The sequence below is a fragment of the Bacillus sp. EB106-06-01-XG163 genome, from assembly GCF_058791615.1.
In genome coordinates, this window is the sequence record NZ_JBYTDS010000003.1 from 320,373 (window position 1) to 343,948 (window position 23,576).

Here is a 23,576-nt window from a genome sequence, read left to right on the forward strand (position 1 = left end):
CCCTTCTCTGGCATCAGAGAAGGGTTTTTCATTATTTTTACAAAAAGGACGAAATTTCCAGTGTATCAGTGTTTTCGTTCCTGAATTTATTCTCTCAATTTGTATATCTCCCGAGCCATTGATTCAAGTATGTACATAGCGGGGATTTGGGTGGTGACATTCGCATTTTCAACCCATTCTTCCGTCACGTAATATGAAATATTCACATCGGACATTTTGGCAATGGTTGAATGTTTATGATTTGTAATACTGATGACCCGGCTGCCTTCTTGTTTCAGCTGATTCAGATGAGTCACCGTAGAATCTCCTTCACCTGAAACCGATAATGCGATCGTGATGCTGTTATGGCGGAAATGGGAATGGGCCGGAAAGTAAGGATCTTTAATATACATTGAAAGTTTCCCTAAGCACGAAAAATATCTGGCTCCGTATTCGGCGAGAATTCCTGAACTTCCCACTCCGATAAAAATAACGCTTTCTGCATCGGCCGCAAGGGCTGCTGCTTCCTTCAGCTTTTCTTCCATCCCTCCGCTCACTGTTCTTTCAAAAAACTCGGCAACGGAATGATGGGGACTCTTTAAAATCGTTTTTTTATTTGCCTCCGTATACATTTTCAGCTTCACCTTAAACTCCGAAAACCCTTCACAGTTTATTTTTTTGCAGAAACGTAAAATAGAAGCCGTAGATACATGGGTTTCATTTGCCAATTCACGGATTCGCATATAGACGACTTTCTCGCTGTTTTGGGAGATGTAGTTGTATAAAGAAGTTTCAAGCTCGTTAAATGAAGCAATCATTTCGTGTGTGAACATGCAGGGGGATTCTCCTTTTTATGAGAATGGTGAATGTACATCTAATCGTAACATATCATTTTTAAAAGAAACATAGTGTTATATTTATGTGACAAATCACTTTTTGTGTCATTCAAAACAAGACGTCAGCCAATGATTTACGGCGCAAAACAACTGCGGATATAATTCGTTCATACGCTTTATGCATGAACTCTTCAAGGGTCTCTGACAAAAGCGGCCGAAAAAAGGAGGACAATATGAGTATCAAACTGATAGCGGTTGATATGGACGGAACGTTTTTGAATGATGAAATGGCCTATAACAAAGAGCGTTTTATGAATCAGTATCGTGAATTAAAATCGCGGAGAATTAAATTTGCCGTAGCAAGCGGAAACCAGTATGCGCAGCTTACATCCTTCTTTCCGGAAATCAAAAGTGAAATCGCTTTCGTTGCCGAGAATGGCGCTTTCGTCGTGAATGCCGGAGAAGAATTATTCGCGGGTAGCATGTCTGAAGACACTATAAAAGCAGTGATCCGTGCTTTAAAGCAGTATGAGGTGAAAAACGTCATTGTCTGCGGAAAAAAAAGCGCGTATATTCATGAAAATGCCGGTGAAGATGAATATCTGCATGCCAGTAAGTATTATTATGTGTTAAAAAGGGTGCCGCATTTTGAAAACATCGATGATGACATTTTGAAATTTTCCATCAGCTTTCCCGCCGAACATTGTTCCGCACTTCTGAGCTATTTGAAAAACGCCATCGGGTCTTTCGTCACGCCTATATCAAGCGGGCACGGTGACATAGATCTGATCATACCGGGGCTTCATAAAGCAAGCGGGATTAAGCTCCTCCAGAAACAATGGGGGATGGGTGATGAAGAGTGTGCGGCCTTCGGAGACAGCGGCAATGATCTGGAGATGGTGTCCGCCGTGAAATACGGGGTCGCCATGGATAATGCGCAGGAAAGCATTAAACAGGCTGCCGCGCATATCACGCAATCAAACAATGAAGAAGGGGTCTTAAATGCGATTGATTCCATCCTCAAATGTGAAAAACCCTTTGTCTGAAAAAGACGTTTTAACTGCGGAGGTGCTGAACGATGATTAAATTAGTGATTACGGATTTAGACGGTACATTTTTAAATAATCAAGGCGATTTTGACAGAACGTTATTTGAAAAGACAAAACGAGTAATGGAGGAACAGCATGTCGCTTTCGCCATCTGCACCGGGAAGCAGTGTGAAAGAGTGGAAGCTTTATTCGGAGAAGATGCGAACGATTTTTGGGTTTTAGGAGACAGTGCCACACGTATAAAAAAGAACGGCAAGTTCGTATATGAATCTTTGATCAGCAATGAAGCGGGACTGTCAATTATAGGCGCTTTAGAAAAAATCAGCTGCGGGCATAGCATTATCGCATGCACAAAAAATGGCGCGATCGTAAAAGAAAATCTGTCTGAAAGTGAGATGAAATATGTAAATGCCTCTTATGCACATGTAACGAAAATAACTGATTTTACTGAGATAAAAGACGATTTTATCAAGATTACGGTTCATGACCCCGACGCCAACTGTCCGGAAACGAGAGAAAAGCTGCATGAATTTTTTCACCAATTATATATCGTAGCATCAGAGGATACCTGGATGGACATATCAAATATCGGAATACATAAAGGAACAACAGTACAAGAACTGCAGCGATTATTAGGGGTTTCGGCTGATGAAACAATGGCGTTCGGAGACGGCCGCAATGACAAAGAATTGATGGAAGCGGCATCCTACAGCTTTGCGGTTAAGAATGCCATTGACGAAATAAAAGATGCGGCGCACTTTGTCATCAAATCAAATGAGGAAAGCAGCGTCATGCACACGATTATGAGAATATTAGCGCTGCAAAAACAATGATGGGCTAAAATCAATGCGGCATGACTTACTAGGGATAGAAAAAGCGGGCTATCCTCAGACTTTAATTCACTCCTGATTTTCCTAAAGTATGTTAAAAATGAATAAATATCTATATTTGACTCGATGGTATTGGTATAATATGTATAAAATGAATGAAGCGGTGTAATATCAAGATGAAAAAAATCACTTCATATCAGACAAAAAGTAGGAACTGCCTCGTTTTGAAATTGGGAGGTGTTTGTATTAGCCCGCTGTTGAGCCCCGCGTATATCATTCTTATTTTTCTTCCGGCAGCTTCTTTTCTGTTAGGGATTTTAGGATATTTCATCTTTAAAAAAGTATGGATGATGGTTGTTATTGTCTTCATTTTGTCCTTGATATTCATGTTTATTGTAATAGGTGCCGAACCGACATTTTTCATTTGGGTGGCTATGATGACGGGGAGCTGTTTTGTCTCCGGTTCAATCACTAAGACGATATGGACTTTTGCAAAGAGAAAATATTAGACAGAAGAATCCTGTTTGAACAGCTATCCTTTTTTTGTCGATTGAAGAAAAAGAAGTATAGAGGTATCCGTTATGTTCTTATATTTTGTCTGTTGTTGTCAGTTCGGGCTTTCTGTTAAAAATGTCTGTCTATCGTTTTGTTCTTTTTTAACTAAACGGAGCACTATAATTGAACTGCAGATATATAGAAAAACAAAAAAGGATAAGGAGGATTTTTATGTTTCAAACTTTAGACCATTTTTTGAAATCTTGGGAATTCGAAGCCGATGCGACACAAAAACTGCTGAATCATCTGACTGATGAATCACTTAAACAAGAAATCACTTCAGAACATTGGACTTTAGGCCGTATTGCATGGCATACTGTCGCGGCCATTCACATCATTACCTCAAACACAGATTTAACGTTTCATGCTCCGGCTGAAGATTATCCTGTTCCTGCATCGGCGCGGTTTATTGCTGAGAGTTATCATCAAGCCAGTAATGCATTTGTACAGGCGTTAAAAACGCAATGGACTGACGATACACTTCAAGAATGTGTCAACTTTATTGGTCAGCAATTGCCAAATGGTTCACTTTTGATGTTTTTAATTCAACATCAAAACCATCATCGAGGACAAATGACTGTCCTTATGAGACAAGCAGGTTTACCTGTTCCGGGTATTTATGGTCCGGCAAAAGAGGAATGGACAACATTTGGTTTGGAAGCTCCGAAATAGGATGTTGTTGTAAGGGCTCGAACGAATAGATGATACCAATCGATGTTGGTATCTTTTTTGTTTTTTAGAGTTATTAAACCGGTATCCATGACATGCAGACGAATCAACAGTTCAAAAGATGTAAATTAAGGTCAATAAATACAGAAAGGTGATTATGGTGATAACTAAAATGACGCGATTCAATATGAAAGACTTCAATAAACCAAACGAACCTTTCGTTGTTTCAGGGAGAATCATCCCTTCATTTGAGGACAATGTTTGGACATATACAGAGGAGAAATTTGCTGAGCCTTATGTCAAAAAATATGACGATGAAGACATTGATGTCAGTTATATTGAAGAAGAGGATAAAGTTGTCTTTTTTTATTACGCAGAGAACGACTGTGTCGGCCGGAGTAAGCTTCGTTCTAATTGGAATGGATACGCACTGATTGAAGACATTGCCGTTGCAAAAGATTATAGAAAAAATGGTGTCGGGACGGCTTTATTGCATAAAGTGATTGAGTGGGCAAAGGAGAATCATTTATGCGGTCTTATGCTTGAAACACAAGATATTAATGTTTCAGCTTGTCATTTTTATGCCAAAAATAACTTTGTCATAGGAGCGGTCGATACAATGCTTTATTCCAATTTTTCAACAGCAAATGAAATTGCGGTTTTTTGGTACTGTAAATTTTAAATATAACAGTATTTGATGTTTCGTCATTTAGCGGGTGTGTGTCGAAAAGTATTCAAAACATCAGCTTGAGGATTTATAATAAGGTATATCAATCAATGCAGGGGGAGTTATGTATGAAGTGCAAAAAAATGAACAGGGTACAATTAAAAGAGGGAAGCGTATCAATGGCCCTATAAACTGCGTCTGCCCTCATTAATGGAGGGAAATTTGTGAATACGCCTTATTCACAGTCAGCTTTACGGCACAACCAAGTGTTCATTTGGCTTTGTGTTTTGTCATTTTTCAGCGTATTAAATGAAATGGTTTTGAACGTCTCGTTACCTGATATCGCCAACGATTTTCATAAACTGCCAGCGAGTGCAAACTGGGTGAACACGGCCTTTATGTTAACCTTTTCCATCGGAACTGCTCTGTATGGAAAGTTATCAGATCAGCTGGGGATCAAAAAGCTGCTCCTATTTGGAATTATGGTAAATGGCTTCGGGTCGATCATTGGATTTGTCGGACACTCTGTCTTTCCTGTACTCATTCTGGCCCGATTTATTCAAGGGGCTGGTGCAGCCGCATTCCCGGCTCTTGTGATGGTTGCAGTAGTACGCAATATTCCGAAAGAAAACAGGGGTAAAGCATTTGGTCTGATCGGGTCGCTGGTGGCAATGGGGGAAGGTGCCGGACCAGCTATTGGCGGAATGATCGCTCATTATATTCACTGGTCATATTTGCTGCTTATTCCGACAGCAACAGTTATCACCGTTCCATTCCTGATGAAACTGCTGGAAAAGGAAGAAAGAATCAGCGGGCGCTTTGATATGGCGGGGATTATATTAATGTCTGCAGGCATCGTATTTTTTCTGCTGTTTACAACGTCATATAGAATGTCTTTTCTGATCATCAGTATTCTAGCTTTCCTGATATTTGTGAAACATATTAGGAAAACTCAAGATCCCTTTGTTGACCCTGCACTGGGGAAAAATGTCTTGTTTATGATGGGCGCCCTTTGCGGAGGCCTGATATTCGGCACTGCAGCAGGATTTGTGTCTATGGTTCCTTATATGATGAAAGATGTTCACCATTTAAGTACTGCGGCAATTGGAAGCGGGATTATGTTTCCCGGGACGATGAGCGTCATCATCTTCGGTTACATTGGAGGATGGCTTGTTGATCGGAAAGGTTCTTTATATGTGCTGACCATTGGGATTGTATTGATGTCTTCCAGCTTTTTAATCGCTGCCTTTTTCATAGATGCGGCACCTTGGCTCATGACCGTTATCATCGTTTTTGTTTTTGGGGGGCTCTCCTTCACAAAAACGGTTATATCTACAATTGTGTCTGGCAGTTTGAAACAAAAGGAAGCCGGCGCCGGAATGAGTCTGCTTAATTTTACGAGCTTTTTATCAGAGGGAACAGGCATTGCAATTGCAGGCGGTTTATTATCGATCCGCTTGCTGGATCAAAGGCTGCTGCCTGTTAATGCTGATCATTCCGCTTATTTGTACAGTAATATGCTCATTCTTTTTGCAGGAATCGTTGTTATGAGCTGGCTGGTAACCATGAATGTCTATAAACGTTCGCAAAGAAATGACTAAAAAGGGAAAAGGATCAAACTTGATAAAAGTTTTGATCCTTTTTTGAGGAGATTCCTTATTCCGGAAGCTTTTGTCGATCAATGAAAGGGGAGTTCACTGCCAATCGGGACTTTTGAGAAAGTGTTTGAGGATATTAAAATAGGCCGGAGAGAAAGTTAATCATTCTGTTTGAAAATGACCATGAAGTTCGTAAGCAGTATGGTTTTAACACGCATCTGGATTCCCCTGGCAAAGTAAAGGTTTTTGGGGATTTATGTTAAAATAATAGTAAGAACTTTGTGCAGCGGACAGGGAGTTTCGTTGCTTTATAAGGAGGGGGAACGATGAAAAATAATATTCACATACTGGGAGCCTCCGGAGTCGGAACTTCAACATTGGGTGTTGCATTATCAAAGCATTTGCCTCATACGCATCTTGATACTGATGATTACTATTGGACAGATAAATTCACTAAAAAAAGAGAAATTCCTGAAAGAAGAAAGTTGCTTGAAAAAGACTTGACAATAAATGAGAAATGGATTCTTTCTGGCGCAGTGTGCGGCTGGGGCGATGATTTAAAAAGTTATTTTGACCTTGTCATCTTCTTATGGATTCCGCAGGATATACGGCTCGAGAGATTAAGGCATAGGGAATTTCAGCGTTATGGAAACGAAGTGTTAGCCGGCGGCAGTAAATATGAACAATCAAAAACATTTTTAGAGTGGGCTTCTTTATATGATCATGCCGGAATGGAAGTTAGAAGCAAAGCTTTACACGAACATTGGATGGCAGATTTATCTTGTCCATTGTTAAAAATTGAAGGAGATTACTCAGTCAATGAAAGAGTTGATCGTGTCTTGGATTATCTGAATTCAAACTAACGGATGGAGATAACTGCAAAATCCAAAATTCAAAGACAGTTCCGGCCATTTTAACGGAGCTGTTTTTTTATACCGCTTTCTGTTTCTCTGTTGTGAAGTCATTTATTTTCGGCAGCATCCCACAATAGAGAAGTGATTTGTTCTTTGTAAGGAAGTTTTTGGTTAAGTTGCAAGAAACGGAACTCCAATGAGTAGATACACCCTGAAACCTGTCCAGGTTTAAGCTGGTTACCATTGAGTGAAAAGCCATTGCCGCCGGCAAAGACAATACCTGGAATGAAAAGTATTGCAGGGAAAGCTAATTTGGTCATTTACCGTGAAAATACGGAAGGCTTTTACGCTGGCCGAAATATGTATATCGGTTTAGGGGAATGGCAGGTAACCCCGGAAGTGGCTGTATTGACTGGAGTTTTCACTAAAAAGGCGATTACACGTATTGCGCATGTAGCCTTTCAAAGTGCGATGGAACGCCGTAAGAAGGTTACATGGCTCGGGACTCTTTTTGAATACGTGCCGAGAAATGCCGGAACAATACCCTGAAGTGGATGATTATCATATTGATGCAATGACGGTACATTTAGTTCGTCGGCAGCTTGGGGCTTGCACTGTCAATTAATACAAATGGGAAAGCAGGCAATGGCCCAGGCTGCTCACGGTTCGGCACCTGACATTGCAGGGAAAATATTGCGAATCCTATCGGTATTATACTTTCAACTGCTATGTTGTTTGAATGCTCAGTACACAGTATCGTGATAAAAAACTGAAAGAAGCAGCGGAATTAATAGAAAACTCACTTCGGGAAACCGTGAAGGCAGGAATCAAAATGGGAGATCTTAGCGGTCAATCATCAACGTCAGACTTTGCAGAAGCAATTGCAGAAAGGATCGGATGTTAAGGCGGAAAATAAGAGGTGAGAAGCAGATCATCAAAACGCAATAGGACACCTCAATTTAGATTTTCAGTAAGAACGGCTCTGCTCATTAAAAAACTCAATTCGTAGATTAATGGCATCAATAATGCTGCAGATCGGGTTAGTAACTTAAAGAGGAAGGGATGAGACCCCTTCCTTAACACCTTCAATTCCTCTAATTTCATTGTAAGATATATTACTTTTTTGAAATGGGTATCCAAATTTCACTTTTAAAAGATGGCGATGTTACATCTTTATGCTCATTCCACAGGATTTCTGGGCCTTCAATTTGTTCATAATGTGACGATGGAAACCATTCAGAATAAATCCGCCCCCATACTTCCTGCAGTGCATCCGGAAATGATCCGGCTGCTTCGAATACAGCCCACGTTGAGGCAGGGACTTCAAGCTGTGATAGGTGATTTGGGCAATGTTTCGTTGTGGCTGCGCCAATATAGTGATCAAGCTCACCGTTTTCCTCTGTCCGGCCTTCAGAAAAGTTCGTGGATGCACTGATGAGTCCTACAGGCGCTACATTAGAAAGCTCTTTTAGTTGTTTGATTGCTGTTTCATCTAAACTTTCCCACATCGATGCAATGTCAGGATTCACGCCTTTGAATAAAATAGGGACTCTTTTTTTAATGCCGACGATGCGAAATGCCTTTTTTTCTTCAATGCGATAGTTCATTTCATTTCCTCCTTTGATTGATAACTGGAAGGTCATTCGCGGATAAGCTTTAAGTGAATGGCCATTATGTTTAGCTGCTGATGGGCTTATGCCATGCAGATTTTGAAATGCTCGTGCAAAAGAATCTGGTGAGTGATAACCGTATTTTATTGCAAGATCAATCACCTTTACGCTGCTGTCTTTAAGTTCAAAAGCTGCAAGAGTAAGACGTCGTCGACGAATATATTCCGATAATGAAATACCTGTAAGGAAGGAAAACATCCTTTTAAAATGATATTCAGAGCAGAAAGCAAGCCTTGCTGCTTCTTTGAAATCAATATCGTTCGTGAGGTTTTCTTCAATATACGTTAATGCGCTATTCATCCTTTTAAGCGAATCCATTTATTTGACCTCCTTTAACAAAAGAATAACAGGAGCGAAATGTATCTGCCCGACATTTCGTGCACAGTTTTGCAGGATAACTTATATGTAATAAATTAAGTGATTCACCTGTATTTGTACAGATAAAGAAAACCACCTAATAACTGCTTGGGTTTCATAAGATGAAAGAAGTTATCATTGTTTTATATTGAAAAGAAAACAGAAAAAGACGGAGTTTTCTTGTTGGAGGGGTTTACTATCAATCAATTGAAAGTTGCTTACGCAGAGGTAGATAAAATGTCGAGAACGGTGTTCACCTTCACTGCTTGTTCAATTAGAGGAAGTGATTCTTCCTTAAGGGAGATCACTTTTTCTTATTCGACGAAAGCAGCAGTTTAGCGGAAGATGGAGAAAAATCAGTTGACTTACTTGAATACTAAATAGGTGTAAAAAGTGGTTATTCATACGGATTGAAAAAGAAGAACACGCAGCAGATTCACTTGCTCTTGTTCGGGGCAAGTGTTGACAACCCCATTACTGGTTTAATTAAAAGAAGGGGTATAAAACCTGTATCAATGGTGTTACTCGATATCTGCGACACAGGTTTTATATGCAGGTAACTAATATTCCTATATATGTAACATTGCATTTTTTATTATGCAATAGTTCACTCTATTTCTGCTTTCAATTTTTCGAACCACTCTAAATTAACCAAGTGATGTGAACGGGAATTTTCATTCATGCGGCGAAAGTAATTGATTGTGCCGGGAATTTCTTGAGTGATGGACAGGTATTCGTCAAGGAGCTCGATTCGAGTTTTAGTCTGATCGATTTGTGATTGGATCAGATCCAGTAATTTATTTTTGTCGAATTCATCGGCAAAGAGTAACGCCCCATAAAATTGCAGGTTCACATATTCCGATTTAGTGCCGTATTTGATCATTAATTTCTCGAATTCTGCCCTTCCCGATTCTGTGACGTTAAAGTTACGGATTTCACGCCCGCTGGTTGAGGGTTTCTGCTGAATCTGTTCAATCAAACACTTTTCTTCAAGTTGCTGCAGATTGTAATAAAATGAACCTTTCGTGAAGTTAACGATGTACTTGTAATGACGTTTTTCCATTAAGGCCAGAAGTTCATAGCCGTGAGCTCCGGGGTTTTGGATGAGCAAGCCAAGGATAAGTAAGGGAATCATGGTTTCATCACCTTCGCCATCCGCGCCTCAAATTCCGCGTACGTGATTTTACCCGAAGCCAAATCCATACTATGAAGGTAAATCTGTTCTGTTTTAGAATAGTCACCATTCACTTTCAGTGATTGCTCCTCTCCCGAAATGGGTTTCAGGATATGGTGCTTTTTCGAAAAAGCCTCGAAATAGCGATAACCGAATTTGCGTTGTGAAGCTGCGTCTAAATGAATGCCATCAGGATTCGCAGTCAAACCTGCCGCAGTAACAAAATAACAATTCTGTTGTTCATTAGCAAAACGCAGCAATTGTTCATTAACCTGTCGAAATTCAGTCGCGTGCTGTCCAAAACCAGTCTTCCCAAGAAAGTCACCAAGCCCTCCAATAATCAACGGTAGCTCATCTAATTCCAACTCGTTTCTTAGCGTCTCGATGATAAGAGTTAATTTCTCGTAATAAGTTTCATGCAGCGAACGATAACTGTCACTCTCACCTTGATGCCAAAGGATTCCACAAATTTGACTGGATCGGAGGGCGAAGCGGGCTTCGGACAAAGCATGCTGAAAAAGGATGCCTTCCGGATGCCAGTCATTCAATGAACTGCCGCCTTCCGCACACGGGATCAAGCCAATTTCTTCATCGGGATGAGCTTTCGACCATGCATCTGCAAAAGATGCGGCCAGGCCAACGCCTGAAACCGGACGGTCGTAATTAATCGGCTCTGTCATCATCTGCCACTGTCCATTGCGCAGCATTTTAATTTTTTCATTATAGATAGGGTCTACTTCATTCAAAAATCCACGGCCCGCCATATTCGACTGCCCCAACATTAAAAAAGACTTTATCATCTAATTTTTCACTTCTTTACATCAATATTTTAGTCTAATTAGACTATAGTCAATTCAGCTTGTCTTGTAAAGTTTCAACTAGGTTTTATTTTTATTATTAGTATGTATGAAAAACAAACTAACATTGAAAATTTGGTGGATGTATTTGAGAATTAGCAAGTTCTTTTGCTTTAGGTCTTGATAAACAATGAAAAAACAACAAAAACCCTGTGATGTAAGGGTTCCTATGAGGTTCAAAATCATTTTTCATAGGAAATACATTCAATGATGGGGGTGTAGCCCAAATGAAATGGATTGTTAAAAAGGGAGGGCTATGTTGAAGGGGTTAAATATCAATGAAAAATTATTAAAAAGGTTAACGATTGTACCAATTCTATTCATTTGTTATGTTTTATTTTTAAATCCTGAAGTTATACTTGAAGAGCAATGTCCTAAAATGCAGAAAAAGCCGGGATGTCAGATCCGGCTTTTCGCTCACTTTCCCTTCTTCTTCCGCTTCTCCTTCTCCGCCCGATAAAACTCATGAAACATCTTCATCAATGCGCGTTTTTCAATCCGCGACACATAACTCCTTGAAATGCCGAGCTCCTTTGCGATCTCGCGCTGCGTTTTTTCTTTTTTTAAATCAAGCCCGAAGCGGCCGACGATGACTTCTTTTTCGCGGTCGTCTAAAATATCGATATATTTTTTGACCTTTTCAAGTTCCATGTTGAGCTGAATGGTATCGATCACATCTTCGCTTTCCGACTTGAGGACATCGATCAGGCTTATTTCATTCCCTTCTTTATCCTGGCCGATCGGATCATGAAGGGAGACGTCTTTTTTCGTTTTTTTCAATGCGCGCAGATGCATTAAAATCTCATTTTCAATACATCGTGCAGCATATGTGGCAAGCTTCGTTCCTTTTCCGGCTGAGTAGCTTTCAATTCCTTTAATCAGCCCGATTGTACCGATGGAGATCAGATCTTCCGCGTCCTCTCCCGTGTTTTCGAATTTTTTCACAATATGGGCGACTAAACGGAGATTATGTTCGATCAGCATGTTGCGGGCGTGTTCATCTCCTTCAGCCATAAGGTCTAAGTATTTTTTCTCCTCATTATTTGAGAGCGGTTGTGGAAAGGCATTATTTTTCACGTATGATACTAAGAACACAAGTTCTTTCACAATAAACCCGAGCGCTGCAAAAACACCTGTCACCGTCCTCACCTCCACAAAGTTATGTAGGCAATCGCCTATATGTAACTGTATGTGGAGGTAGGGCTGTTTGTGTCTGTACAGGGAAATTAATCAAAATCGGGTTTTATTTCTTACAGCCTCTTGATTTTTGATGATTGAGCCTGTATATTTTTTAAAAAAGTAAGGGTGAAAACAATATAACCGAAAAGCGCTGAAGAGACGAGTAGACAGATATCATTCATGACAGAGAGCTCCGGGAGCTGTGAAGGAGTATGAATGGATGTGTTGAAACAAACCTCTTAGCTTCGCATCGGAATCATGCAACCCGACGATGATGCGGCGGATACTCCTGTTACCGAGTAAGCTTTGTACCCGGCAAGGCCGGCACCAAACCGAATTGAGGTGGCATAGCGGGCTGTTTCCCGTCCTCAAGACTTTATTGTCTTGAGGGCGTTTTTTATTTCTAAGGGAGGGATAAGATGAAAAACCTGAAGTCTTGGCGGTACCCGTTGCTTCTGTTAACCGGAATCGGGATAGCAAATATTGGTGAATGGATCTATTTTTTGTCTCTTAATCTTATTGTCTTAAAAGAAACGGGGTCTGCTTTTGCGGTTTCCATCCTTTATTTAATCAGGCCTGCGGCTGTTTTGATGACAAATGGCTGGGCGGGCAGCATCATCGACCGGTGTAACAAACGGAATATGATGATGTCGCTTGATTTCACCCGGGCTGCATTCATTGCCGTTCTGCCGCTGATGGTTACTGCACGGTCTTTATTTTCCGTTTATTGTATCGTGTTTTTGATTCATATGGCCAATGCGATGTTTCGTCCGTGTTCCATGGCGTATGTGACGATGCTTATCCCGGCTGAAAGGAGAAAACGATTCAATTCACTAAGGGCTTTGTCGGAATCAGGGGCTTTTCTCCTCGGGCCGGCTGCGGCCGGACTGCTTTTTATCGCCGGCACGCCGATTTTTGCGATTTGGGTGAATGCGGCGGCTTTAGTGCTGTCCGGTTTCATCACGATGATGCTGCCGAACCTTGAAAATGAGCCTCACGTACATTCTCCCAGACAGAAGCTTTCTTTGGCAGTGTGCAAAGAAGATTGGAAGCTCGTCTATCGCTTCAGCCGAACGGCGCGAAACGTCATGATCATTTATTTTTTATTCAGTCTGGTCATGACCGTTATGCCATCCGCGCTTGATTCGCTTGAAGCCGCTTTTGCAAAAGAAGTTCTTCAGCTGACTGATGCCGATTATGGTTTTCTCGTCAGTGTCTCAGGGGCAGGCATTATTGCGGGAGCGCTTGTCAATGTGTTCTTTAATAAAAAAATGCCGGCTTCTTTATTGATGGGAATGGGCTCTTTATTCACAGCGGCCGGATATATGATTTATGCGTTTTCTGACGTTTTTTGGACGGCTGCTTTCGGATTTTTCCTTCTCGCTTTTTTTCTGGCGTTTGCCAATACAGGCTTTCTGACGTTTTATCAAAAGAATGTTCCGGTGGACATCATGGGGAGAGTGGGGAGCTTTTATTCATTAGTCGAAGCCGTCTTCATTATAGTAGTAACGGCGGTTTTCGGAGCGGCTTCTGTCAGTTCTTCCGTCCGCGGCATCGTCATCGCAGGCGCTGCTGTTATGCTGGCGTTGGCAGCCGTTTTATGCTCGTTCTTATTTGCGGCCGCAAGAAGGAGGACTCCTGATGTATTTCAAGCGGATCAATTTAAACAAACATAAAGAGACGGCCGTTTCGTTTGGTGAGGATTCGTTTTTCGTCAGCTTTGGCACGGCGGATCATTTTAATAGGGATGAATATCTCAGGTGGCTGTCATCCCAAATCAAATGCTTTCCCGACGGTTTTATGCTGCTTTTTCATAACGGACAGCCGATCGGACAGCTAGAAGCTTCCATCAAATTTTACCGCAGCCAAAAAATCGGTTATGTGCACCTTTACTATATGACTGAGAAGCAGAGGGGAAGGGGGTGCGGAACGAAACCGCATCAATACGCGAATCAGTTTTTCAGAGCGAACGGTGTTTCGGAATATCACCTGAGAGTTTCGCCGGGCAATGAAGCGGCTCTGTCATTTTACAGAAAGAAAAACATGGAAGTGATCGGTTCAGAATGTAACGGAAAAGTTCTCAGAATGAGAGGAGCCGTACCGCCGGAATAGGGGGCGGTACGCGCTTCATTTTTTCGTTGTTTTTAAAAGGCCGGGAAACTTCTTATAAATGACCGCCATTAAGACGAGCATATACATTCCGTAAATCCCGAAAGACAGCAGTTTGTTGCTTGTAAATGAAGCGCCTGCGACGGTCACGATCACAATGTTCGGAATTTTGCCGAGCACCGACGCAGAAAAAAAGATCGGCCATCGGATATTACTCAGCCCGCAGACGGTATTCATGGCAAGCGACGGTATAATCGGAATCAGCCGCCCGAAAAGCACCGCCGTAAACGCGTGCTGATGAAATGAATCTTCATATTGGGCCGCTGCCGGGTAAGCCAGCAGCTTTTTTCTGGCCCAGTCTCTGAATCCGTACCGAACGAGAAAAAACAACGCCATTGTTCCGAGCATCGCGCCTGACAATGTAATCCACACCCCGTTTACAATCCCGAAAACCGCTCCGTTTAAGGCCGCGATAATGGCGAATGGAACAATCGGAAAAAATACGTCAGCTGCGACCAGAAGGATACTCATAAGCACGGCGTACATGCCGCCCGCGCGAATCATGCTGAGCCAGACATCTTTTTGCATAAAGCCGATCATCACGACAGCAATGATGACGGCAAGACTGAATCCCTTTTTTATCATCTGCACGTTCACCTCTTTTCAATTAGTATACAGCACAAATCTATCTCCTTCTATTAAAATAAGCTGTCCGATAAGCGTACTTGTTTATCAGCATTTGCCGTTTGATGAGAAACGGCTGCACCCGGATTTGGACAAAAACAAGCGGGAAGCGGGTGATGTGCATCATTTGATGCAGAGAATGATTTTTTATAAAAGGGGACACGTTAACAGTAGTGTTTACTGGAGGTGTAAACGTTGAGATGCTTTCATCTGATCATCATGATATGCGTCCTCACGAGTCTCACTGCCGTGTCTGCCGATGCGAAATCTTTAAAAAGAAGTGACATGGAGAAGACGGGAAACGTGTACTGGGATATAAGGTCTGAAAAAAAGAAACTATCTTTAACCTTCGATGACGGCCCCCATCCTGTCTATACGGAGGCTGTGTTAGACGTGCTGAAACAGCACAATGTTAAAGCAACCTTTTTTTGTGTCGGGAGCCGTATAGACAAATACCCCATAACGGCAAAACGCATCGTTGAAGAAGGGCATGAAATCGGCAACCATACGATGAACCATGTTTATTTTCACCGTCTGAAACGCAAAGACATTTTACAAGAGCTTCACAGCTCAGCGCATCATATCACATCGCTGCAGCCGGAAGGGGACAAGTTATTCCGCCCGCCGGGAGGGTCGCTGAATCATACGGCTTTCAAAAGCATCTTAAAAGAGGGCTATCATATCATCATGTGGTCATGGAACCAAGACCCGAGGGACTGGAAAAGGCCCGGGAAAGGAAAAATCGTCAGGCACGTTGTTTCACATGCCAGAGATGGAGATATCGTTCTTCTGCATGACGGCGGAGGAAACCGGCGCCAGACGGTTGAGGCTTTGAAAGAAATCATTCCAAAGCTGAAAAAGCAGGGCTACACGTTTGTTAAGGTTTCGGATTTGATCGGACAGGATTCCGGTCCTTTTCATATTCAGTAAAGAGAGCGCCGCGTTGAAAGCCGCCAAAGAGATGTGTACCATAGGAGGTAAGGTTTGGGGGGAGAGAAAATGAAGTTTGCTGTTCTTTTTATTACGATAATCTGTCTGTTATCAGGATGCGCCGCGGGCAAAGAAAAAAGTGTTGTCGCGTTCGGCGACAGCAATACGCGCGGTTCCAACTGGGATTATCGTGATTATCCGAAGGCACAGCAGTGGGTAAACATTTTAAAAACAGCGGAACGCGGCCGTCTTACGGTTATAAATGCGGGAATAGGCGGCCAGACGACTGAGGATGCGCGCCTGCGCTTTCAAAGCGACGTGCTGGACCGTAAGCCCCAATATTTATTTATCATGTTCGGAACAAATGATGCGGGCATTTTGACGGGCGATCAGCCGCGGGTATCAAAGAAACGGTTTAAAGAAAACCTGACTTATTTCATAAACGAAAGCAGAAATCACGGCATAAAGCCGATTTTAATGACGTGCATCCCGGTTATAGAAGGAAACGGAACGCATCATCTCTATTACTATTCGAGATATAAAGCCTCAGCCTTTAAAGAAAAAGGCGGCGCGAGAAAATGGCATAATTCCTATAACGGCGTTACGAGGCAGGTTGCAGCTGAGTTGAAAGTGCCGCTGGTGGATAACTGGAAACACTTTATACGCGCGGACGGCGGCAAAGATACAGACCGGGCGCTGATTCAATCCGGACTGATAGATCCCTCCGGAAATCATATGACGCCAAAAGGCGCCAGAATCTTAATTGAAGGCATAAAAAATGGGCGGGTTTTGGAACGCTGACGCCGTCAGCTGCCTAAACCGTTTTGCTTCTGCTTCATAGGCTGTAGAAAAAACATCTTTTTGGAGGCGATTGCTATGAACCGCGGTTTCCCTCCGCAATATCCTGTATGCCCGCCTCCTCGGGTGAATGCGGGGTACTGGTACGCATTTTTTGTTGTGCTGCTCGTCGTCATTCTCGTCCTGGGCGGTCTGTATTGGTTCAATATATAGCAGCTGTCCTCTTAAACACCTCTATTTTAGGGGTGTTTTTTGTTGAAAGTGGTAGTAATGCGCATAACCGAAGTGATATAATATCAGTCATCTGAGTAAAAAAAGGAAATTCGCCCGGGAACTTTTTTCTGTTTAAGAAGAAACGGAAATAATGTGTCCGAGCGATCTTCTTTTAATTTCGTTTTCAATTAACTCGATAAATTCACGGCTCAAATTCATTTCATTGGCTTTGAAATAAGATTCTATTAGTAATTCATCAGAAAGCTTTCTCATGCCGGGGACCCAATTAATGGGAGTGGCACCTCCTTACAATTGTAATCAATCATCAGACGCAAGCATATGATGGAAGGTTGCGTTTCAATCATGGTGAGGTTATCTTTAATCTACCATGAAATACAAATAAGAACAATCGTTCTGTTATCCACACTCGTAAGTGGATAACCTGTTAGTATCTTGTTTATAATCTGGATAAATCCGGATGTAATAAGAGTGGATAATGTGTGTAATTTTATCCACAACTGGTGAAGAAACCCAATTTTTGTCGAAATTTTTTTACTGAGTCCGACTTTGTTTTTAAATCTGACAGGTTTCGACATATAGATGGTAGAAAGAAAAGGAAGGGTGCGGGTTTTGTTAAAAAAGTTTTTTTTACCTGACGAATTTGTGAAAAATATATTTCATATCACACCGGAAAAGCTCAAAGAACGCAATGTGAAAGGGATTATTACAGACCTTGACAACACGCTTGTGGAGTGGGACAGACCGAGTGCGACACCTCGATTAATCGAGTGGTTTGAAGAAATGAAGGAGCACGGCATTAAAGTCACGATCGTCTCCAATAATAATGAACGAAGAGTGAAATTATTCTCGGAGCCGCTTGGCATACCGTTTATTTATAAGGCAAGAAAACCGATGGGGCGCGCCTTTAAAAGAGCCGTCAGCAGCATGGATCTGAAAAAAGAAGACTGTGTGGTCATCGGCGATCAGCTGCTTACTGATGTTCTCGGCGGAAACAGAAACGGGTATCATACGATCCTCGTCGTGCCTGTCGCTTCCTCTGACGGAGTCATGACGCGCTTTAACCGCCGGATTGAACGGAGAATATTGAGTTCTTTGAAACGTAAAGGCCATATTCAGTGGGAGGATTAGAAATGGAAAAGGTTGTTTGCATCGGCTGCGGAGTAACGATCCAGACCGAGGATAAACAAGGTCTCGGATACGCGCCAAAGGCATCGCTCACGAAAGAGAATGTCATCTGCCAGCGCTGCTTCAGACTGAAAAATTACAATGAAATTCAAGATGTTTCATTAACGGATGATGACTTTTTAAATATCTTGCACACAATCGGCGATACTGACTCTCTTATTGTCAAAGTCGTTGATATTTTTGATTTTAACGGAAGCTGGATAAACGGGCTGAACCGCTTTGTCGGCGGTAATCCGATCATTCTTGTCGGTAATAAGGCCGATATCCTGCCGAAATCCGTAAAACGGGAACGGCTCGTTCAATGGATGAAACGCGAAGCGAAAGAATACGGCTTAAAACCCCTTGATGTCTTTTTAATCAGCGCTTCCCGCGGACAAGGGATGAAGGAAGTCATTGACGCCATTGAACATTACCGCGAAGGGCGCGATGTGTATGTGGTGGGCTGTACCAATGTCGGCAAATCCACATTTATCAACCGGATTATTAAAGAGGTCTCAGGGGAAGAGAATATTATTACCACCTCTCAATTTCCGGGCACGACGCTTGACGCGATTGAAATCCCGCTCGATGACGGATCTGCGCTTTACGATACGCCGGGAATCATTAACCATCACCAGATGGCGCATTACGTGGACAAGCGTGACTTAAAGGTGCTGACACCGAAAAAAGAACTGAAGCCGCGCACTTTTCAGCTGAATGAAAAACAAACGCTTTATTTCGGCGGGCTTGCCCGGTTTGACTATGTATCAGGCGATAAAACGGCGTTTGTCTGCTATATGCCGAATGAATTGATGATTCACAGAACAAAGCTTGAAAATGCTGATGCCTTATACGAAAAGCATGCGGGAGAACTGCTTACCCCGCCCGGAAAAGATCATTTGGATGAATTTCCGGAGCTTACGCCCCACACGTTTACGATTAAAGAAGGAAAGACGGATATCGTTTTTTCCGGTCTCGGCTGGGTCACGGTGCAGCAAGCAGATAAAAAAATAACGGCATACGCTCCGAAAGGCGTACACGTATTTGTCCGCCGTTCATTAATATAGAGAGAAGGGGAGAGGGAGCATGAAACAATTGTACGGAGTAATCGGTAATCCGATCGGGCATTCAATGTCACCCGATATTCATAACGCGGCTTTGCAAGATAAGAACATCAACGGGCAGTATTTTGCGTTTCAGGTGGAACCTCATCATCTCAAGGACGCCGTTAACGGAATCAAGGCGCTTGGCATCTGCGGAGTGAACGTCACAGTCCCGCATAAAGTCGCGATCATGGAGCATCTGGATGAAATACATGAAAGCGCGAAAGTACTTGGGGCCGTAAATACCGTCAAAAGAGAGGGAGACAGGCTCATCGGGTATAATACTGACGGAGATGGGTTTTATAAATCCTTAGTCAAAGTATTGGACAAACCGATATCAGAGCTCTCCATCCTTATGATTGGGGCGGGAGGAGCGGCAAGAGCGATTTTTACGACGATCGTCCGCAGAGAGCCGAAACAATTTGACGTTTGCAACCGCACGCCGGAAAAAGCGGAAAGTCTGATTGCGGCTGCTCCCTCTTTTCAGCAGAAACGCGCCCTTACTTTAAAAGAAGCTGAAAATCAGCTTGAACAATATGACGTCATTATTCATACAACATCTGTCGGCATGTATCCGAAAACGGATGCCGTGCCGCTCTCATTGGAACGGGCCAAAACGGGCGCCATCGTTTGTGATATCGTATACAATCCGATTCAAACGGCGTTCTTAAAAGAAGCTGAAAAAAGAGGTTTAACAACCCTTGACGGTGTCGGCATGTTTGTGGAACAGGCTGCACTGTCTTTCAAGCTGTGGACGGGACAAGAGCCTGACAGCGGCTTAATGAGAGCAATTGTTGAAGGAAAACTAGGAGGAACACAATGTTAACAGGAAAACAAAAACGGTTTTTGCGTTCAAAAGCGCATCACTTAACGCCTATTTTTCAAGTGGGAAAAGGCGGAGTCAACGAAAACATGGTGAAACAGATTGCTGAGGCTTTAGAAGCAAGAGAGCTGATTAAAGTCAGCGTGCTTCAAAACTGCGAAGACGATAAAAATGATGTCGCAGAAGCCCTTGTGAAAGGCAGCCGCTCACAATTGGTGCAGACGATCGGAAATACGATCGTACTGTATAAGGAATCAAAGGAAAATAAACAAATCGAGCTTCCGTAAGGTGGTTGACATGAAGAAAATCGGAATATTCGGGGGCACATTTGACCCTCCGCACAACGGACATCTTCTGATGGCTAATGAAGTCCTTCATCAGGCGGAGCTCGATGAGATTTGGTTTATGCCCAATAAAATCCCTCCGCATAAGCAGAATGAAGACTTTACAGACAGCCGGCACCGGGTGGAGATGCTGAAGCTTGCCATCAGCTCTAATTCCGGCTTTAAGCTTGAGCTTGCGGAAATGGACCGGAAAGGCCCTTCTTATACCTATGATACCGTCCGTTTACTGAAGGAGCGGCACCCGAACGACAAGCTTTTCTTTATTATCGGGGCGGATATGATTGAATATCTGCCGAAATGGTACAAACTGGACGAACTGCTCACGCTCATTCAATTTATCGGAGTGCGGCGCCCGGGGTATCATATTGAGACCCCGTACCCGCTGCTTTTTGCCGACGTTCCGGAATTTGACATTTCGTCAACGATGCTGAGAGAACGTCTCAAAGCAAAAAAGCCGACGCAATACTTAATGCCGGATAAAGTGAGGCAGTATATAGAGGAGAATGATTTATATGAATCGTGAGGAAGCACTTGCCTGCGTCAAAGAGCAGCTGACCGAGCATCGCTACATCCACACAATCGGCGTGACAGATACGGCGGTTATTCTCGCAGGCCGGTTCGGAGCAGACCCGAAAAAAGCGGAAATGGCGGCTATTTTTCATGATTATGCGAAATTCCGGCCGAAAGAAGAAATGAAGCAGATCATCGTGCGGGAAAAAATGCCGGCTGAGCTCTTGGATTACAATGCCGAGCTGTGGCATGCCCCTGTGGGAGCGTATTTGGCTGAGAAAGAAGCGGGGATCACTGATCCTGAGATCTTGGATGCAATCCGCTATCACACGTCAGGGCGTCCCGGAATGACCCTTTTAGACAAAGTCATTTACGTTGCGGATTACATTGAACCCGGACGCCATTTCCCCGGAGTGGAAGAGGTGCGCCGTCTGGCGGAAACAGATCTGAACGAAGCGCTCATACAAGCAATGAAAAATACAATGATATTTCTGATGAAAAAAAACCAGCCGGTCTTTCCGGAGACGTTTGCAACCTATAATTGGCTGGTGTCTCAAAATTGACAGGAGGAATTTAAAGAATGAATCAAGCTTCCGTATTAAAAATCGCGGCAAAAGCATGCGACGATAAACGTGCAGAAGATATTTTAGCGCTGGACATGGAAGGAATCTCACTTATAGCGGATTACTTTTTAATCTGCCACGGGAATTCTGATAAGCAGGTTCAGGCAATTGCGCGTGAAATTAAAGATCAGGCAGAAGAAAACGGCATTGATGTCAAAAAGATGGAAGGGTTTGATGAGGCCCGCTGGATTTTAGTTGATCTCGGCGACGTCATTGTCCACGTTTTCCATAAAGATGAAAGAAGCTACTACAATCTTGAAAAGCTATGGGGCGACGCGCCGCTCGCAGAGCTTGAACTCGGCTTGAACTCATGATTTACCAAGGCTTCGCCGGCGTATATGACGAGTTAATGTCACATGCGCCGTATGATGAATGGGCGGGCTGGATCGAAGCGTCTCTTCCGGAAAAGGGAAGGGTGCTTGATCTTGCCTGCGGAACCGGAGAAATATCCATCAGGCTTGCTGAAAAAGGCTGCGAAGTCACGGGGATTGATTTGAGTGAAGATATGCTGAGCTGTGCCCAGCAGAAAAAAACGGGAAAGCCGATTCTTTTTCTCCAGCAGGATATGAGAGAGCTTTCCGGTTTTGAAGAACAGTTTGATGCCGTTGTCATCTGCTGTGATTCCCTAAATTACTTAAAAACGAAAAGTGATGTCTTAAGCACCTTCAAAAGTGTTTTTCAAGTTTTGAAAGAGGGCGGCCTGCTTCTGTTTGACGTCCATTCCCCATTTAAAATGACGGAGCTTTTTCCGGACAGCACCCATGCGGATCAGGATGAGCAGATCAGCTATATCTGGCAAAGCTTTGCCGGCGATGAAGAGCTTTCTGTCATCCATGATATGTCCTTTTTCGTATGGAACGGACAATCTTATGACCGTTATGACGAGACGCATGAGCAAAAAACATTTTACATTGAAGAATATGAACAAATGCTTGCAGAGACCGGATTTGAACTGAAGAAGGTGACGGCTGATTTTACAGACCGGCCTCCTTCAACAGAGTCTGAACGTCTTTTCTTTACGGCAGGCAAACCAAAAACCATCGTTTAAACGTGAACGATGGTTTTTAAAATGCATTTTTTGCGATTGGCGCGATAAAGCACTTTATGGCATACTCAGTTACACGTGAAATTGCTTCTTCACTAACGATATATCTTCATCGTATTTGTCATGTGTACGCTGAAAGACACGGTTGAACATATCCTGAACACCGCTTTCGAGAGCCTTCAGTCCTTCCCCGGTGACGCCGCCTTTTACGCATACTTTTTCCTGCAAGGCGGAAAGCGTGTAATGCCCTGTTTCCAGAAGCTTTCCGAGACCGACAAGCATTTCCGTCGACATTATCACGGCTTCTTCTTTGGTGATGTCCGTTTCTTCCACTGCCGCGTCAATAAAGCGCTGAACGAGATAACTCATAAAAGCGGGCCCGCAGCTGACAATGTCTGACGCCGCTCTTGTAATGCCGCTGCTGATTTCTACAGGTTTTGAAATATGAGTGAACAGCGTTTGAATATCCGCTTTTGCAGCCTCGCTGCAGCTTTTGCCGAACGTAACAAGCGAGACGCCGGCCAAGGCGCGGTTCGTAATGCTCGGAATGACGCGGGCCGTCTGACACGGAACCGTATGTTCAATCTGATCCGTCTGAACGGGGCTGGTAATGGAGATTAAAATGTGATCTTTCCGTAAATGCGGTGTGAGTTTTTTCAGCAAAGGATATATATCCAGCGGTTTTACACAAATGAATATTATTTCATTATCCTGTACGAGCTTTTCCTGATCCTCGGTGACATGGATGCCGCTGAAACGTTCTTCTAGTTTTAATGCTTTTTCGATTGTTCTGTTTGTGATGGTGATATGTGAGGGATCGGCAGCGTTTGATTCGATAAACGATTCAATCAGGATCGTTCCCATGTTTCCGGTGCCGATAAAGCCTATTTTCAATGAATTCCCCTCCTTTTTCCCTTAATCCTCTAAACCTTATG

At 43.0% G+C, this 23,576-nt stretch carries 29 protein-coding genes and 1 pseudogene; 22 read left to right on the forward strand and 8 right to left on the reverse strand.

Annotated features, from left to right (window positions below; translation table 11 throughout):
- Nucleotides 1-86 precede the first annotated feature (86 nt).
- Nucleotides 87-812 carry a MurR/RpiR family transcriptional regulator gene (locus AC3WTF_RS05580; protein WP_007612737.1) on the reverse strand — a complete coding sequence of 242 codons (726 nt, stop codon included), beginning with the start codon at nucleotides 810-812 and terminating at the stop codon, nucleotides 87-89.
- A gap of 236 nt (nucleotides 813-1,048) precedes the next feature.
- Here AC3WTF_RS05580 and AC3WTF_RS05585 point away from each other — a divergent pair, with 236 nt between their 5' ends.
- From AC3WTF_RS05585 to AC3WTF_RS05625, 9 genes and pseudogenes are all read left to right on the forward strand, one after another.
- A complete protein-coding gene (locus AC3WTF_RS05585) occupies nucleotides 1,049-1,861 on the forward strand; it encodes a Cof-type HAD-IIB family hydrolase (RefSeq protein ID WP_047935976.1) in 813 nt (270 codons plus the stop codon).
- Between the two features lie 32 nt (nucleotides 1,862-1,893).
- On the forward strand, nucleotides 1,894-2,697 hold the full coding sequence (locus AC3WTF_RS05590; RefSeq protein WP_007408239.1) for an HAD-IIB family hydrolase: 804 nt from the start codon (nucleotides 1,894-1,896) through the stop codon (nucleotides 2,695-2,697).
- 173 nt (nucleotides 2,698-2,870) lie between these two features.
- On the forward strand, nucleotides 2,871-3,203 hold the full coding sequence (locus AC3WTF_RS05595; protein ID WP_079892032.1) for a DUF2651 family protein: 333 nt from the start codon (nucleotides 2,871-2,873) through the stop codon (nucleotides 3,201-3,203).
- Between the two features lie 217 nt (nucleotides 3,204-3,420).
- Nucleotides 3,421-3,921 carry a DinB family protein gene (locus AC3WTF_RS05600; protein WP_047935975.1) on the forward strand — a complete coding sequence of 167 codons (501 nt, stop codon included), beginning with the start codon at nucleotides 3,421-3,423 and terminating at the stop codon, nucleotides 3,919-3,921.
- 157 nt (nucleotides 3,922-4,078) lie between these two features.
- On the forward strand, nucleotides 4,079-4,600 hold the full coding sequence (gene satA, locus AC3WTF_RS05605; protein WP_032870506.1) for a streptothricin N-acetyltransferase SatA: 522 nt from the start codon (nucleotides 4,079-4,081) through the stop codon (nucleotides 4,598-4,600).
- Between the two features lie 113 nt (nucleotides 4,601-4,713).
- On the forward strand, nucleotides 4,714-4,776 hold the full coding sequence (locus AC3WTF_RS05610; protein WP_134816631.1) for a tetracycline resistance efflux system leader peptide: 63 nt from the start codon (nucleotides 4,714-4,716) through the stop codon (nucleotides 4,774-4,776).
- Between the two features lie 33 nt (nucleotides 4,777-4,809).
- Complete coding sequence (gene tet / locus AC3WTF_RS05615) at nucleotides 4,810-6,186, forward strand: Tet(L)/Tet(K)/Tet(45) family tetracycline efflux MFS transporter (protein ID WP_047935974.1); 1,377 nt, start codon at nucleotides 4,810-4,812, stop codon at nucleotides 6,184-6,186.
- Between the two features lie 323 nt (nucleotides 6,187-6,509).
- Nucleotides 6,510-7,046, forward strand: coding sequence for an ATP-binding protein (locus AC3WTF_RS05620; RefSeq protein WP_047935973.1), 537 nt, complete (start codon nucleotides 6,510-6,512; stop codon nucleotides 7,044-7,046).
- A gap of 255 nt (nucleotides 7,047-7,301) precedes the next feature.
- Nucleotides 7,302-7,941 (forward strand): annotated as a pseudogene (locus AC3WTF_RS05625) (isocitrate/isopropylmalate family dehydrogenase); the annotation flags it as partial.
- Between the two features lie 211 nt (nucleotides 7,942-8,152).
- Here AC3WTF_RS05625 and AC3WTF_RS05630 read toward each other — a convergent pair.
- The 4 genes from AC3WTF_RS05630 to sigK form a co-directional block, all read right to left on the reverse strand.
- Complete coding sequence (locus AC3WTF_RS05630) at nucleotides 8,153-9,025, reverse strand: AraC family transcriptional regulator (protein WP_007408245.1); 873 nt, start codon at nucleotides 9,023-9,025, stop codon at nucleotides 8,153-8,155.
- Between the two features lie 646 nt (nucleotides 9,026-9,671).
- Complete coding sequence (locus AC3WTF_RS05635) at nucleotides 9,672-10,199, reverse strand: PadR family transcriptional regulator (protein ID WP_007408246.1); 528 nt, start codon at nucleotides 10,197-10,199, stop codon at nucleotides 9,672-9,674.
- Entirely contained in the window at nucleotides 10,196-11,038 is an 843-nt protein-coding gene (locus AC3WTF_RS05640) for a sialate O-acetylesterase (protein WP_007408247.1), read from the reverse strand. Before AC3WTF_RS05640 ends, AC3WTF_RS05635 begins: the two co-directional genes overlap by 4 nt.
- Before the next feature lie 474 nt (nucleotides 11,039-11,512).
- A complete protein-coding gene (gene sigK, locus AC3WTF_RS05645) occupies nucleotides 11,513-12,235 on the reverse strand; it encodes an RNA polymerase sporulation sigma factor SigK (protein ID WP_007408248.1) in 723 nt (240 codons plus the stop codon).
- 458 nt (nucleotides 12,236-12,693) lie between these two features.
- Between sigK and AC3WTF_RS05650 the strand changes: the two genes are divergently transcribed.
- Complete coding sequence (locus tag AC3WTF_RS05650; protein WP_108724808.1) at nucleotides 12,694-13,950, forward strand: MFS transporter; 1,257 nt, start codon at nucleotides 12,694-12,696, stop codon at nucleotides 13,948-13,950.
- Nucleotides 13,916-14,386, forward strand: coding sequence for a GNAT family N-acetyltransferase (locus AC3WTF_RS05655; RefSeq protein ID WP_129003672.1), 471 nt, complete (start codon nucleotides 13,916-13,918; stop codon nucleotides 14,384-14,386). Before AC3WTF_RS05650 ends, AC3WTF_RS05655 begins: the two co-directional genes overlap by 35 nt.
- A gap of 15 nt (nucleotides 14,387-14,401) precedes the next feature.
- Here the strand turns inward: AC3WTF_RS05655 and AC3WTF_RS05660 are convergent, their stop codons facing one another.
- Complete coding sequence (locus AC3WTF_RS05660; protein WP_012118035.1) at nucleotides 14,402-15,028, reverse strand: TVP38/TMEM64 family protein; 627 nt, start codon at nucleotides 15,026-15,028, stop codon at nucleotides 14,402-14,404.
- Between the two features lie 234 nt (nucleotides 15,029-15,262).
- Between AC3WTF_RS05660 and AC3WTF_RS05665 the strand changes: the two genes are divergently transcribed.
- From AC3WTF_RS05665 to AC3WTF_RS05675, 3 genes are all read left to right on the forward strand, one after another.
- Nucleotides 15,263-15,997 carry a polysaccharide deacetylase family protein gene (locus AC3WTF_RS05665; protein ID WP_007612700.1) on the forward strand — a complete coding sequence of 245 codons (735 nt, stop codon included), beginning with the start codon at nucleotides 15,263-15,265 and terminating at the stop codon, nucleotides 15,995-15,997.
- A gap of 69 nt (nucleotides 15,998-16,066) precedes the next feature.
- Nucleotides 16,067-16,798 (forward strand): SGNH/GDSL hydrolase family protein, encoded by a 732-nt coding sequence (locus AC3WTF_RS05670; RefSeq protein WP_007408253.1) that lies wholly within the window; start codon nucleotides 16,067-16,069, stop codon nucleotides 16,796-16,798.
- 75 nt (nucleotides 16,799-16,873) lie between these two features.
- Nucleotides 16,874-17,008 (forward strand): hypothetical protein, encoded by a 135-nt coding sequence (locus tag AC3WTF_RS05675; protein WP_003152848.1) that lies wholly within the window; start codon nucleotides 16,874-16,876, stop codon nucleotides 17,006-17,008.
- Between the two features lie 132 nt (nucleotides 17,009-17,140).
- On the opposite strand, the gene AC3WTF_RS05680 is transcribed toward AC3WTF_RS05675, so the two are convergent.
- Entirely contained in the window at nucleotides 17,141-17,281 is a 141-nt protein-coding gene (locus AC3WTF_RS05680) for a sporulation histidine kinase inhibitor Sda (protein ID WP_003152850.1), read from the reverse strand.
- A gap of 357 nt (nucleotides 17,282-17,638) precedes the next feature.
- Here AC3WTF_RS05680 and AC3WTF_RS05685 point away from each other — a divergent pair, with 357 nt between their 5' ends.
- The 8 genes from AC3WTF_RS05685 to AC3WTF_RS05720 are packed head-to-tail and all read left to right on the forward strand — an operon-like array spanning nucleotide 17,639 to nucleotide 22,644.
- The gene (locus AC3WTF_RS05685) at nucleotides 17,639-18,157 is read left to right on the forward strand and encodes a YqeG family HAD IIIA-type phosphatase (protein ID WP_007408254.1); all 519 of its coding nucleotides are present in this window, start codon (nucleotides 17,639-17,641) and stop codon (nucleotides 18,155-18,157) included.
- 2 nt (nucleotides 18,158-18,159) lie between these two features.
- On the forward strand, nucleotides 18,160-19,260 hold the full coding sequence (gene yqeH / locus AC3WTF_RS05690; RefSeq protein ID WP_007408255.1) for a ribosome biogenesis GTPase YqeH: 1,101 nt from the start codon (nucleotides 18,160-18,162) through the stop codon (nucleotides 19,258-19,260).
- A gap of 19 nt (nucleotides 19,261-19,279) precedes the next feature.
- Nucleotides 19,280-20,122: a shikimate dehydrogenase gene (gene aroE / locus AC3WTF_RS05695; RefSeq protein WP_007408256.1), complete on the forward strand. Its 843-nt coding sequence runs from the start codon at nucleotides 19,280-19,282 to the stop codon at nucleotides 20,120-20,122.
- Nucleotides 20,116-20,406 carry a ribosome assembly RNA-binding protein YhbY gene (gene yhbY / locus AC3WTF_RS05700; protein ID WP_003152858.1) on the forward strand — a complete coding sequence of 97 codons (291 nt, stop codon included), beginning with the start codon at nucleotides 20,116-20,118 and terminating at the stop codon, nucleotides 20,404-20,406. Before aroE ends, yhbY begins: the two co-directional genes overlap by 7 nt.
- A 10-nt stretch (nucleotides 20,407-20,416) precedes the next feature.
- Nucleotides 20,417-20,986, forward strand: a complete 570-nt coding sequence (locus tag AC3WTF_RS05705; RefSeq protein WP_032866687.1) for a nicotinate-nucleotide adenylyltransferase — start codon at nucleotides 20,417-20,419, stop codon at nucleotides 20,984-20,986.
- Nucleotides 20,976-21,536 carry a bis(5'-nucleosyl)-tetraphosphatase (symmetrical) YqeK gene (gene yqeK / locus AC3WTF_RS05710; RefSeq protein ID WP_014418422.1) on the forward strand — a complete coding sequence of 187 codons (561 nt, stop codon included), beginning with the start codon at nucleotides 20,976-20,978 and terminating at the stop codon, nucleotides 21,534-21,536. Before AC3WTF_RS05705 ends, yqeK begins: the two co-directional genes overlap by 11 nt.
- A gap of 17 nt (nucleotides 21,537-21,553) precedes the next feature.
- Nucleotides 21,554-21,910, forward strand: coding sequence for a ribosome silencing factor (rsfS, locus tag AC3WTF_RS05715; protein ID WP_007408260.1), 357 nt, complete (start codon nucleotides 21,554-21,556; stop codon nucleotides 21,908-21,910).
- Entirely contained in the window at nucleotides 21,907-22,644 is a 738-nt protein-coding gene (locus AC3WTF_RS05720; protein WP_015240247.1) for a class I SAM-dependent DNA methyltransferase, read from the forward strand. Before rsfS ends, AC3WTF_RS05720 begins: the two co-directional genes overlap by 4 nt.
- A gap of 69 nt (nucleotides 22,645-22,713) precedes the next feature.
- On the opposite strand, the gene comER is transcribed toward AC3WTF_RS05720, so the two are convergent.
- On the reverse strand, nucleotides 22,714-23,535 hold the full coding sequence (comER, locus tag AC3WTF_RS05725; protein WP_129003674.1) for a late competence protein ComER: 822 nt from the start codon (nucleotides 23,533-23,535) through the stop codon (nucleotides 22,714-22,716).
- Nucleotides 23,536-23,576 lie beyond the last annotated feature (41 nt).